Annotated in this window: 8 protein-coding genes; 4 read left to right on the top strand and 4 right to left on the bottom strand. The window is 64.7% G+C overall.

Annotated elements, in window-relative coordinates; translation table 11 throughout:
- Nucleotides 1-195 precede the first annotated feature (195 nt).
- On the top strand, nt 196-2025 hold the full coding sequence (gene typA / locus FJ951_RS26545) for a translational GTPase TypA (protein ID WP_140518066.1): 1830 nt from the start codon (nt 196-198) through the stop codon (nt 2023-2025).
- A gap of 60 nt (nt 2026-2085) precedes the next feature.
- On the opposite strand, the gene FJ951_RS26540 is transcribed toward typA, so the two are convergent.
- Entirely contained in the window at nt 2086-2712 is a 627-nt protein-coding gene (locus FJ951_RS26540) for a DUF1062 domain-containing protein (protein ID WP_140518065.1), read from the bottom strand.
- A gap of 399 nt (nt 2713-3111) precedes the next feature.
- Between FJ951_RS26540 and FJ951_RS26535 the strand changes: the two genes are divergently transcribed.
- Entirely contained in the window at nt 3112-3726 is a 615-nt protein-coding gene (locus tag FJ951_RS26535; protein WP_140518106.1) for a LysE family translocator, read from the top strand.
- Between the two features lie 3 nt (nt 3727-3729).
- Here FJ951_RS26535 and FJ951_RS26530 read toward each other — a convergent pair whose 3' ends face one another.
- Together FJ951_RS26530 and FJ951_RS26525 are read right to left on the bottom strand one after the other, a co-directional pair.
- Complete coding sequence (locus tag FJ951_RS26530) at nt 3730-4053, bottom strand: YciI family protein (protein WP_140518064.1); 324 nt, start codon at nt 4051-4053, stop codon at nt 3730-3732.
- Between the two features lie 126 nt (nt 4054-4179).
- Nucleotides 4180-4743 carry a peroxidase-related enzyme gene (locus tag FJ951_RS26525; protein WP_140518063.1) on the bottom strand — a complete coding sequence of 188 codons (564 nt, stop codon included), beginning with the start codon at nt 4741-4743 and terminating at the stop codon, nt 4180-4182.
- A 135-nt stretch (nt 4744-4878) separates the two neighbouring features.
- On the opposite strand from FJ951_RS26525, the gene FJ951_RS26520 reads away from it, so the two are divergent.
- Nucleotides 4879-9711: an NAD-glutamate dehydrogenase gene (locus tag FJ951_RS26520; RefSeq protein ID WP_140518062.1), complete on the top strand. Its 4833-nt coding sequence runs from the start codon at nt 4879-4881 to the stop codon at nt 9709-9711.
- Between the two features lie 231 nt (nt 9712-9942).
- Nucleotides 9943-11319, top strand: a complete 1377-nt coding sequence (locus FJ951_RS26515) for an MFS transporter (protein WP_140518061.1) — start codon at nt 9943-9945, stop codon at nt 11317-11319.
- Between the two features lie 139 nt (nt 11320-11458).
- On the opposite strand, the gene purH is transcribed toward FJ951_RS26515, so the two are convergent.
- On the bottom strand, nt 11459-13075 hold the full coding sequence (purH, locus tag FJ951_RS26510; RefSeq protein ID WP_140518060.1) for a bifunctional phosphoribosylaminoimidazolecarboxamide formyltransferase/IMP cyclohydrolase: 1617 nt from the start codon (nt 13073-13075) through the stop codon (nt 11459-11461).
- Nucleotides 13076-13237: the final 162 nt, after the last annotated feature.

Genomic DNA, 13237 nt, shown 5'->3' with positions numbered 1-13237 from the left:
TTCGAACTGCCCGGGCCCGCAAAAGGTTCCCGCCTTGGTTAACAAAACCATTTCACATGGCGATGCTTAAGATTTGATGATTATTTGGTGGCGCGCTTCCTCTTTCGCAAATGCGAAAAACCCTGTATGAGCCGCGCAACACGAAAGAGGCGGCGCCTTTTGGCCTGCTGCCTGCAACGCTCCCGAGACCAGATCATGAACCTCCGCAATATCGCGATCATCGCGCACGTCGACCATGGAAAGACCACCCTTGTCGACCAGCTTCTGAAACAATCCGGCGCCTTCCGCGACAATCAGCGCGTCGCCGAACGCGCCATGGATTCCAACGACCTCGAAAAGGAACGCGGCATCACCATCCTGGCCAAGGCGACCTCGGTCGACTGGAAGGGCACCCGCGTCAACATCGTCGACACCCCCGGCCACGCCGATTTCGGCGGTGAGGTCGAGCGCATCCTGTCGATGGTGGATTCGGCGATCGTGCTGGTCGACGCCGCCGAAGGCCCGATGCCGCAGACCAAGTTCGTCGTCGGCAAGGCGCTCAAGGTCGGCTTGAAGCCCATCGTCGTCATCAACAAGATCGACCGGCCGGACGCCCGCCATGTCGAGGTGGTCAACGAGGTGTTCGACCTGTTTGCCGCGCTCGACGCCACCGACGAGCAGCTCGACTTCCCGATCCTTTATGGTTCGGGGCGCGACGGCTGGGTCTCGGAAAATCCGGAAGGTCCCAAGGACCAGGGCCTGTCGCCGCTGTTCGACCTCGTCCTCAAGCATGTGCCCGCGCCGACCGTGCATCCCGGCCCGTTCCGCATGATCGGCACTATCCTGGAAGCCAATCCGTTCCTCGGCCGTATCATCACCGGCCGCATCGAGAGCGGAACGCTGAAGGCCAACCAGGCGGTCAAGGTGCTGCATCATGACGGTACCCAGATCGAAACCGGCCGCATTTCCAAGATACTGGCCTTCCGCGGCCTCGAGCGCCAGCCGATCGAAGAAGCGCAGGCGGGCGACATCGTGGCCATTGCCGGCCTGTCCAAAGGCACCGTCGCCGACACGTTCTGCGACCTGAACGTGAGCGAGCCGCTGCACGCGCAGCCGATCGATCCGCCGACCGTGACCATGTCTTTCCTCGTCAACGATTCGCCGCTGGCCGGCACGGAAGGCGACAAGGTGACCAGCCGCGTCATCCGCGACCGCCTGCTGCGCGAAGCCGAGGGCAATGTCGCGCTCAAGATCGAGGAATCGCCTGACAAGGATTCCTTCTTCGTGTCGGGCCGTGGCGAATTGCAGCTTGCCGTGCTGATCGAGACCATGCGCCGCGAGGGCTTTGAAATCGCCGTGTCGCGGCCGCGCGTGGTCATGCAGAAGGGCGAGAACGGCGAATTGCTGGAGCCGGTCGAGGAAGTCGTCATCGACGTCGACGAGGAGCATGCCGGCGTCGTCGTGCAGAAAATGTCCGAGCGCAAGGCCGAGATGGTCGAATTGCGCCCCTCCGGCGGCAACCGCCAGCGCCTCGTCTTCCACGCGCCGACGCGCGGCCTGATCGGCTACCAGTCGGAACTCTTGACCGATACGCGCGGCACCGCCGTGATGAACCGGCTGTTCCATGCCTATGAGCCCTATAAGGGCGAACTGCCCGGCCGCACCAACGGCGTGCTGATCTCCAACGAGCAGGGCGAGTCCGTCGCCTACGCCATGTGGAACCTGGAGGATCGTGGCCCGATGGTCATCGATCCGGGCGTCAAGGTCTATCAGGGCATGATCATCGGCATCCACTCCCGCGACAACGACCTGGAAGTGAACGTGCTGAAGGGCAAGAAGCTGACCAACATCCGCGCCGCCGGCAAGGACGAGGCGGTCAAGCTGACACCGCCGATCCGCATGACGTTGGAGCGCGCGCTGGCCTGGATCCAGGACGACGAGCTGGTCGAGGTGACACCGAAGACCATCCGCCTGCGCAAGCTTTATCTGGATCCCAACGAGCGCAAGCGCTTCGAGAAATCGTCCAAGGCCGTCGGCGCCGCGTAATTTCTGCTTTCTGATCGTATCCGGGAGGGGCGGAGCACCAGGTGCTTCGCCCTCTGCCGTTCATCCCCTGGCGGCAGATATGATGGCCTGCCGGTCGGGTTCGCCGGCCAGATCGACGCGGACCGTCGTCCCGTCGCGTGCCGGCTTGCGCAAAGCCTTGGCCCCGTCGCAATCGACAACCAACAGGCCTTTCTCCTCCAGGGCTTGAAGTCGCGACCGTGAGATGCCGAGTTCGTTGGCGAGCAAACGATCGAGCCGCAGCGATATCGGGATTTCGAGCCCGAGCCGGAGCTCCAGCACGCTTGCAGCTTCGCTTGTCCCGCCAAGCGCCGTCTTGTGCACGTCGACGTCGGGAAACTCCTCGACACGCCACACCTGGCCGCGCAGTGCGGTCACATCGAATGCATGGCGCCGGGCAAGTGCTGCATCGTTGCTCTCCAGCGCCCGCAGCAGCGCCGGCTCGATGTCGCGGCGGTTGCGGCGCTCAAAAATGCCGAAATTCCAGGAATTGTCGCAGTTGATACAACGATAGATCAGCCAGGCGTCAATGCGCTTCCCGTTGGCGTTGACGCGGAACTTTCCGCTGCTGCGATAGGCTTTGACGCCGCCGCAGCGATTGCAGGTGATCAGGGGACGTGGTGCGGTTTGAGGCGCGACCGTCCAGCGGATGCGCAGAATAGAAGACATGCCGATATGCCCTTCCCGTCGGGAAGTTCATCAGGTCGGCAATGTCGAGATGCCCAGGCGGGCGCGGCGTGGCGGTAGGCTGCGGTTCTTGGGATCAGGCGTCGCGGCGCATGCGACAGCGGTTCAGCAGTGCCAAACCGGTCTCGAACCGCCGCCCAGAGGAACACATGAAATGGAAAAAGGCACCGTTGTGGCGGCGCCATGCATTGTGTCGGGGGAGTTGACGAGACCGGCGGTTACGTAGGCAAAGTGAAGCTCGAAATTGTTTCGCGGCGATCTATCTAGCCGCGAGATGCCGGGCCGGCAAGCATGTTGATGCTACCGAAGCTCGATCGCTTGCGCTAATGTCTGGCATTGCTAATGTCTGGCATTGAAGGTTTTCAAGCCGAGATCCTCGCCATGCACCTCACCTCGCTCCTGATCTTCGCCGCCGCGCTCTTCGTGGCCGCCGGTTCGCCGGGTCCTTCGATCGCGGCACTCGTCGCCCGCGTCATCGCCAAGGGATTTCGCGACGTGTTCCCGTTCCTGCTCGCCATGTGGATCGGCGAGGGCATCTGGCTGTCCCTGGCGGTGTTCGGGCTGGCGGTGGTGGCGCAGACTTTCCATTTCGCTTTCGTCATCGTCAAATGGGTCGGCGTCGCCTATCTCGCTTACCTCGCCTGGAAGATGTGGACCGCGCCTGTCGAAGCCAAAGAAGGCGAGATGCCGCGCGAGGACTCGCCCGGCAAACTGTTCTTCGCCGGCATGGCCGTGACGCTCGGCAACCCCAAGATCATGATGTTCTACCTGGCCTTGCTGCCGACCATCATCGACCTTGCTTCGGTGACGGTGGTTGGCTGGCTCGAGCTGACGGCGACCATGGCGGTGGTGCTTGTTATCATCGACCTTGCCTGGGTGCTTGCCGCCGCCCAGGCGCGCAAGCTCCTGAAGAGCAAGCGCGCCATGAGAATCGCCAACCGCGTCAGCGCCACCACCATGGCCGGTGCAGCCGCGGCGATCGCGGCGCGCTCGTGACCGTCACATCATTTCGATGATCGGCGCGATCTCGACGCTGAAGGCCGGGTTCATCAGGATCGGGCAATCCCTGGCCTTGGCGACGGCATCGTCGATATCCCTGGCTTCCACGATCGTGTAGCCGGCGGTCGGGTTGCTGCCGCCATTGTTCTCGACCTTGCCGTCGGGCAGCACCGTCTTCGACATGCCGACCGGATTGCCGCCGTCGACCACGGCCGAGCCGAGCTTGCCGTACCAGCCGTTCCAGGCATCCATCGCGGCTTTGCGTTCGGCCTCCTCGGTCGGCATCTTGCCGGAGCCGTGATAGACATAGAGAAATTTCGCCATGTTCTCCTCCCTTGTCGGCGGCATCGAACCGGCATGCGGTCATGCCGCCCGGCGATCATCGGACCAAACCGGCAAACAAGCAATGAGAATGAGAGGTGGCTAATATATGAGCAGGTAGCCTGCTCGTCACCTTGCCATGGCGTGGTACTCGGGGTTCGGGCGCATATCGATTGCCGCCGCCACCCGGTTCGACATGTTGAAGAAGGCGGCCGTGGAGGCGATGTCCCAGATGTCGCGGTCGGTGAAGCCGGCCATACGCAGGGCCGCGCGGTCGGCTTCGACGATCTTGGCCGGCTCCTCTGTCAGCTTGACCGCGAATTCCAGCATCGCGACCTGCTTCGATGAAAGATCGGCGGCGCGGAAATTCATTACCATCATCTCGCCGAGCGAAGGGTCGCCCGACAGCTGCCGCACGGCGGCGCCATGCGCCGTCAGGCAGTAGTAGCAATGGTTGATGGAGGAGACAGCGACCGCGATCATCTCGCGCTCCAGCTTCGACAGGCCTGAATCGCCCAGCATCAGATCGTTGTACATGTCGGTGAACGCACGCAGCTTCTTGTCGTCGAAGGCATAGGCGCGCAACACGTTGGGGACCAGGCCGAGTTTCTCCTCGCATTTGGCGAAATAGGTCCTGGTCGCATCGCTCAGCTCAGCAGCGGCGAGATCGAGCGCGGTGATCTTGTCGGTCATGGGCATTCCTCCTCGTTTGTCGCCGGCTGCCGCCGAATTGCGATAATTCTTGGCACGCCGTCAAACCTTTGTCGCCAAATAGCGGTCATCTGCTACATAGTCCGCAAAAGCATACGACGGGAGGAAAGAAGCGTCATGGCCAGCGTGAAATCGGCGAGTAGGTCGAAGAAGAAAGCCACGGCGATGCCGAAGACGCAGGAAAGGCCGGCCAGGCTTGCCGACTACCTGCTCGCCCGCGCGCCGGCGGAAGACATTGCCGCCTATGAGGTGGCCGACCTCGAACGCGCCGCGGATCTCGCCGGCCGCGCGGTCGCCGGTCACAAGAAGGGCGCGTGCGCCGTCGCCGTCGACACCGATTCCGGCGTCGTTCGCGAGGGCCGACCCGTCACGATCGTCACCGTCGTCAACGACAATATGCCTTTCCTGTTCGATTCCATACTCGGCGAGATCACCGAGAGTGCCGGCGAGCCGACCCTGGTCACCCACCCCGTCATCACCGTCCGCCATGGCAAGGACGGCGTCGAGGAAATTCTCGGCGACGGCAATTTTGCCAGGGACGACGGCAGCCACGACCGGCTGAGCGTCATTCACGTCCATATTCCCCGGCTGACCCCGGAGCAGGCGAACGGCTTGGCAGAGCGGCTGCGCAAGATCCTCGGCCAGGTCCATTCAGCCGTCAGCGACTGGAAGCCGATGCTGGCCCGCCTCGACCAGGCGATCTCGGAATTCCGCTATTCGGCGGTACCCCTGGACAAGAAGAGCGTGGCCGAGGCGATCGCCTTCCTGGAGTGGCTGCGCGACGACAATTTCACTTTCCTCGGCATGCGCGAATTCACATATGTCGGCGGCGAGGAAAGCGGCACGCTGGAGCGTGCCGACAAGCCTGGCCTGGGCATATTGTCCGACCTGGACGTGCTGGTGCTGCGGCGCGGCACCGAAGCGGTGACGACAACGCCGGAGATTCGAGCCTTCCTGCATGGGCCGGAGCCGCTGATCGTCACCAAGGCCAATGCCAAGTCTTCCGTGCACCGGCGCATCTATCTCGATTATATCGGCATCAAGACCTACACCGCCAAGGGCGCGCTGGCGGGCGAACTGCGCATTGTCGGCCTGTTCACGTCGACCGCCTACACGCGCTCGGTGATGAAGATCCCCTATCTCAGGTCGAAGGCCGAAACCGTCATCGCCAAATCCGGTTTCGACCGGCACGACCACTCCGGCAAGGCGCTGATCAACGTGCTGGAGAGCTATCCGCGCGACGAGCTGTTCCAGGTACCGGTGCCGATCCTGAGGAAGCATGCCGCGGCCATTCTGGGCCTCGTCGAGAGGCCGCGCGTGCGGGCACTTGTGCGCGCCGACCAGTTCGACCGCTTCGTCTCCATCCTCGTCTTCGTGCCGCGCGACCGTTACGACAGCGTCGTGCGCGAGAAGGTCGGCACCTACCTCAAGACGGTGTTCGAAGGCCGGCTGTCGGCCTACTACCCGGCCTTCCCGGAAGGCGGGCTGGCGCGTGTGCATTTCATCATCGGCCGCTCCGGCGGCAAGACGCCGAAGGTCGAACAGGCGACGATCGAGGCGGCGATCCGCGACATCGTGCGCACCTGGGAGGATGCCCTTTCCGAGGCGGCGGAAACCAGCGGCAGCGACCCGGCGCTGAAGAGGATCGCGGCACGATTTCCGGAAAGCTACCGGGACTCCTTCAGCGCCGGTGTGGCGCTGGTCGATGCCGGGCGTATCGCCAAGATCAGCGCCAGCAATCCGATCGCCATCGATTACTATCGCCATGCCGAGCAGAAGCCGCACCAGGCGGCGCTGAAAATCTATCACCATGGCAGCCCGGTGGCGCTGTCGCGGCGCGTGCCGGTGCTGGAAAACATCGGTTTCCGCGTCATCAGCGAGCGCACCTTCGAGGTCGGCGACGACAAGGCCGGGAATAGCGGCCAGCCCGGCATGATCGATAGTGATCAGCCCGGCACCGTGTTCATCCACGACATGGAGCTGGAGAACGGCTACGGAAAGCCGATCGACCTCAGCAATGGCGGCGCGCTGTTCGAGGACGCATTCCTGTCGGTGTGGCGCGGCGACGTCGACAATGACGGCTACAACGGCCTTGCCCAGACCGCAGGCCTGTGGTCGGGCGAAATCACCATCCTGCGCGCCTATGGTCGCTATTTGCAGCAGGCCGGAATCCCGCAGAGCCAGGATTTCATCGCCGCGGCCCTCAACCGCTATCCCGAGATCGCACGCGGCCTGCACGCGCTGTTCATCGCCCGGCTCGGGCCGACGGCCGAGACGGAAGGCGTGGTGGCGGCAAAGCATCTCAAGGCCAAGATCAGGGACGCACTGGAAGACGTTCCCAACATCGATGACGACGCCATCATCCGCCGCTACCTCAATCTCATCGAAGCCTCGCTGCGCACCAATCATTTCGTTGCCGATACAAAAGCCAAGGGCCAGTCGCTGGCGATCAAACTCGATTCGCGTTCGGTCGACGGATTGCCCGAGCCGCGACCGTGGCGGGAAATCTTCGTCTACGGCTCTGAGGTCGAGGGCGTGCATCTGCGCTTCGGTCCGGTGGCGCGCGGCGGCCTGCGCTGGTCGGACCGCGCCCAGGATTACCGCACCGAGGTGCTCGGCCTGGTCAAGGCACAGCAGGTCAAGAACGCGGTCATCGTGCCGGTCGGCGCCAAGGGCGGGTTCTATCCGAAGAAGCTGCCGATGAGCGCCGGCCGCGACGCCATCTTCGAAGCAGGCACCTCGGCCTACAAGAACTTCGTTTCCAGCCTTTTGTCGATCACCGACAATATCGGCCTCGACGGCGTCATCCCGCCGGCCGGCGTTGTCAGGCGCGACCAGGACGATCCCTATTTCGTCGTTGCCGCCGACAAGGGCACGGCAACTTTCTCGGACACCGCCAACGCCATCAGTGAAAGCCATGGCTTCTGGCTTGACGATGCCTTCGCCAGCGGCGGTTCGGCCGGGTACGACCATAAGAAGATGGGCATCACCGCCAAGGGCGCGTGGGAGGCGGTCAAGCGGCATTTCCGCGAGATGAACCGCGACATCCAGACCACGCCCTTCTCCGTCGTCGGGGTGGGCGACATGTCGGGCGACGTGTTCGGCAACGGCATGCTGTTGTCGCCGAAGACAAGGCTGATCGCAGCCTTCGACCACCGCGACATCTTCATCGATCCCGATCCCGACATGGCGGCATCGATGGCCGAGCGCCAGCGCATGTTCGCTCTTCCCCGTTCGAGCTGGCAGGACTACGACAAGAGCAAGCTCTCCGAGGGCGGCGTCATCGTCTCGCGCGGCCAGAAATCGATCACCTTGCCGGCCGCTGCTGCTGCTGCGATCGGCCTCAACAAGACGACCGCCACGCCGGTCGAGATCATGAGCGCCATCCTCAAGGCGCCGGTCGACCTCTTGTGGTTCGGCGGCATCGGCACGTATTTGCGGGCCTCGACCGAGACCAACGCCGAGGTCGGTGATCGCGCCAACGACGCCGTCCGCATCACCGCGCTCGACGTGCGCGCCAAGGTGATCGGCGAGGGCGCCAATCTCGGGGTGACGCAGCGCGCGCGCATCGAATTCGGCATGAATGGCGGGCGTTGCAATTCCGACGCCATCGACAATTCGGGCGGGGTCAACTGTTCCGACGTCGAGGTCAATATCAAGATCGCGCTGGCGTCCGCCATGCGCAAAGGGTCGTTGACCCGGCCTGCGCGCGACAAGCTTCTCGCCGAGATGACCGGTGAGGTCGGCGAGCTGGTCCTGTCCAACAACTATCAGCAGACGCTGGCGCTCTCCATCGCCCGCAAGCGCGGCCTCGCCGACATCGCCCACCAGGCCCGCTTCATGTCGGCGCTAGAAGCGCGCGGCCTGCTCGACCGCACGGTCGAGACGTTGCCTTCGCCGGCGGCCCTTGCCGAGCGCGAGGCGCGCGGCGAGCCGCTGACCAGGGCCGAACTCGGCGTGCTACTCGCCTATGCCAAGATCGTGCTGTTTTCCGACATCGTCGCAAGCGACGTGCCTGACGAGCCGCATTTCGACCGCGACCTGATGGGTTATTTCCCCGACCGGATGGCGAAGCAATATGCCGCCGAGATCCACGGCCATCGCCTGCGCCGCGAGATCATCGCCCGCGTCGTCGCCAATGAGCTGGTCAACCGGGGCGGTCCATCCTTCGTCAACCGGTTGCGGGAAGCGACGGGGCGCACCGCCGCCGACGTGGTGCGCACCTTCGCCGTGGTGCGCGACGGCTTTGCCTTGCCGGCGCTTTACCGCGAGATCGACGCGCTCGACAATCAGATCGACGGCCAGATGCAGCTCGATCTCTACCAGGCGGTCAGCCGGCTGATCTACGTGACCAGCGGCTGGTACTTGAAGAACGATGCCGGCACGGCGCCGCTTGCCCAGCGCATCGCCGAATTGCAGGAAGCGCGCAAGGCGCTGGAGCCGAAACTCGTTTCGCTGCTCCCCGATTATTCGCGCGAACGGATCGACGAGAAGCGGCATGGACTGTTCAAGGCCGGGGCGCCGGACAGGCTGGCAGCGCAGCTGGCGCTGACCGATGTGGCGGAGCTGATCCCCGACATCGCGCTGGCGGCGCGAACGGCAGGCGCCGACATCGTCGCCGCGGCGAAGGCCTTCTTCGCGGTCAGCGACGCCTTCCGTATCCCGCGCGTCGAGGAGGCGGCCCGCTCCATCACACCGGCGGACTATTACGACCAGCTCGCCCTGTCGCGCGCTACCGACACGATCGGGACCGCGCGGCGCGGCATCGCGGTGGCGGCACTCGTGAACCACGCCGGGGCAGCCGACCCGGTGGCGGCGTGGCTGGAGGCCGGCGGGGAGAGGATCGGCCGCACCCGCGAACGGCTGCAGGCGCTGACCGAGGGCGGCGACATCACCGTGTCGCGGCTGTCGGTGGCATCGGGCCTGATGAGCGATCTGACGGGGATGTGAGCCATCGCCTGACTTACCCTCGCCTAGGCGGGGAGGCGGCGCCGGCCCTCACCCGGACCTTCGGTCCGACCGTCGCACAAGGGGCATAGGGGTGGCGCCCTTGCTCCGTTGATCTGAATGAAGGCGGGTAGGCCAAAGAACGGCGGCGCGGCGCGTGTTCGTTTGCATGACCCGCGGAAAACATGCAGACATGGGTGAACCGCCAACGAAACGAAGGCGACCGGAGGGGACATGGCCGAAGTAGCAGTGCAGCGGGCGTCCGGGCGCGGCATCTGGGGGTGGATGTTGTTCGACTGGGCGGCGCAGCCCTTCTTCACGGTCGTCACCACCTTCATCTTCGGCCCCTATTTCGTTTCGCGCATGGCCAGCGATCCGACCACCGGCCAGGCCGTCTGGGGCTACGGCATCGCCGCGGCCGGACTGGTCATCGCCGTGCTATCGCCGATCCTCGGTTCGATCGCCGACCAGACCGGGCCGCGCAAGCCGTGGATCGCCTTCTTCGCGGCGATCAAGATCGCCAGCCTGGCGCTGCTGTGGCTCGCCGCGCCCGGCTCGAACCTGTTCCTGATCGTGGCATTGTTCTCGCTGGCCTCGGTGGCGGCTGAATTCTCCACCGTCTTCAATGATTCCATGATGCCGCGCCTGGTGCCGAAGAGCGAGATCGGCCGCATCTCCAACATGGCCTGGGGGCTTGGCTATCTCGGCGGTATGATCGCGCTGATCTTCGTCGTGCTGTTCCTGGCCGGATCGCAGGAGACCGGCAAGACCATCATCGGCCTCGACCCGCTGTTCGGGCTGGACCCGAAGCTCGGCGAGGATGCCCGCGCCACCGGGCCGCTGTCGGCCGGCTGGTATTTCCTGTTCATCCTGCCGATGTTCCTCTTCACTCCCGATGCCATCAAAGGCATCCCGATCAAGCCTGCGGTGCGCGAAGGCCTGTCGGAGCTGAAGTCGACCTTGGTCGAGGTGCGCAGGCGCGGCGGCATCTTCCGCTTCCTCGTCGCCCGCATGATCTATCAGGACGGCGTCAATGCGCTGCTGGCGCTCGGCGGCACCTTCGCGGCCGGCATGTTCCAGTGGTCGATCACCGAGATCGGCATGTTCGGCATCATCCTCAACGTCGTCGCCATCTTCGGCTGCTGGATCGCTGCGCGGCTCGACACCGCGCTCGGCTCCAAGGCGGTGGTGATGATCGCGCTGGTCATGCTTTCGGTCGCCACCATCGGCGTCGTCTCGACCGGCCCCGGCTTCACGCTGCTCGGGCTTATCCAGCTCTCGACCACCGATTCCGGGGGCCTGTTCGGCACCGCCGCGGAAAAGGCCTACATCCTCTATGGATTGCTGATCGGGCTCGCCTTCGGGCCGGTGCAGGCGTCATCGCGGTCCTATATGGCGCGCAGCGTTACGGCGTCGGAATCCGGCCGCTATTTCGGCATCTATGCGCTGGCCGGGCGCGCGACCAGTTTCCTGGCGCCGTTCCTGGTGGCGACCATCACGGCGGTGAGCGATTCGGCGCGGCTCGGCATGGCGGTTATCATCCTGTTCCTGGCCATAGGCATGGCGATCCTGATCAGGACGCCGTATCCGGCGGACCGGGCGGCGGAGTGATTTACCCTCCCCCTTGTGGGGAGGGTCGATCCGCGAAGCGGAGCGGGGTGGGGGACGGCGCTGGCCCCACCCCGTCTCACGAGCTTTGCTTCGCAAACATCGCTCGCCGACCCTCCCCACAAGGGGGAGGGTGAGGCGCTCAATGTCTGAAGTGTCTCACGCCCGTGAACACCATGGCGATGCCATGCTCGTCGGCGGCGGCAACCACATCGTCGTCGCGCATCGAGCCGCCGGGCTGGATCACCGCCGTGGCGCCGGCCTCGATGGCCGACAGCAGGCCGTCGGCGAAGGGGAAGAAGGCGTCGGAGGCGACGACAGAGCCTTTGGTCAGCGGCTCGGCCCAGCCCGCCGCTTCCGCAGCGTCGAGTGCCTTGCGGGCAGCGATGCGCGAGGAATCGACGCGGCTCATCTGCCCGGCGCCGATGCCTACCGTGGCGCTGTCCCTTGCGTAGACGATGGCGTTCGACTTGACGTGCTTGGCGACGCGGAAGGCGAATTTCAGGTCGGCCAGTTCGGCCGGCGTCGGCGCCCGTTTCGTCACCACCTTCAGTTCGAGGTCGTCGACGACGGCGTTGTCCCTGCCCTGCACCAGCAGGCCGCCGGCGACGGATTTGACGGTTGTGCCGATCGCGCGCGGATCCGGCAGGCCGCCCGCGACCAGCAGGCGCAGGTTCTTCTTCGCGGCCACGATCGCTGCCGCCTCGTCGGTGGCGCCGGGCGCGATAATGACCTCGGTGAAGGTCTTCACGATCTCTTCGGCCGCCTCGGCGTCAAGGATGCGATTGACAGCGACAATGCCGCCATAGGCCGAGACCGGGTCGCAGGCCAGCGCCCTGGCGTAGGCCGCCTTCAGCGTCGAACCCTCGGCGACGCCGCACGGGTTGGCATGCTTGATGATGGCGACGGCGGCCGAGCGCGCCGGGTCGAACTCGCCGGCCAGCTCGAAGGCGGCGTCGGTATCGTTGATGTTGTTGTAGGAAAGCTGCTTGCCCTGGAGCTGGCGCGCGGTGGCCACGCCCGGCCGCTTGTCGCCATTGACATAGAAGCCGGCGCCCTGGTGCGGGTTCTCGCCATAGCGCATCACGGTTTCCAGCCTGCCGCCGAAGGCGCGCCAGGTCGGGTGCTCGATCTCCAGCGCCTCGGCGAACCAGCCCGAGATTGCCGCGTCGTAGCTGGCGGTGCGGGCAAAAGCCTTGGCCGCGAGCTTCTTGCGGAAATCCAGCGAAAGCGAGCCGATATTCATCTCCAGCGCATTGAGAACGGAGGCATAGTCGCCGGGATCGGTGACGATGGCGACATAGGCGTGGTTCTTGGCGGAGGCGCGGATCATCGCCGGGCCGCCAATGTCAATGTTCTCGACGATCGCCGCGTAGTCGGCGCCGGAGCGGCGGACTTCCTCGAACGGATAGAGATTGGAGACGACCAGGTCGATCGGCTCGATGCCATATTTGTGCATCGCCGCGGCGTGATCGGGATCATCGCGCACGCCGAGCAGGGCGCCATGCACCGACGGGTGCAGGGTCTTGACGCGTCCATCCATGATCTCGGGAAAGCCGGTGAGCTCGGAGACGTCGCGAACCGCCAGGCCGGCATCGGCGATCGCTTTTGCCGTGCCGCCGGTCGACACCAGCTCGACGCCGGAAGCGGCGAGCGCCCTGGCGAGATCGATGAGGCCGGTCTTGTCGAAGACGGAGAGCAGCGCACGACGCACGGGAACGAGGTCGGGAGCGGGAATGTTCTTGGCGGCGACGGCCATGGGCGTGCTTTCACGGCTGGAGGGGCAGGCCCGCGCCGTATCATATGAGATCAGGAAATCAAGGCGCAAGCTCGGTCAGCGCCGGCTGTCGTAAGCAGATGAGTTGTCCGGATTAGGTAGCACGTGAGTTGTCCGGTTTTATCGCCAGCGGATGGAGGCTGG

This window comes from Mesorhizobium sp. B2-2-3 (assembly GCF_006442405.1).
In the GTDB taxonomy this organism is placed as follows: domain Bacteria; phylum Pseudomonadota; class Alphaproteobacteria; order Rhizobiales; family Rhizobiaceae; genus Mesorhizobium.
Note: the sequence above shows the minus strand (reverse complement) of the source record. Positions and strands in the feature narration are given on the sequence as shown.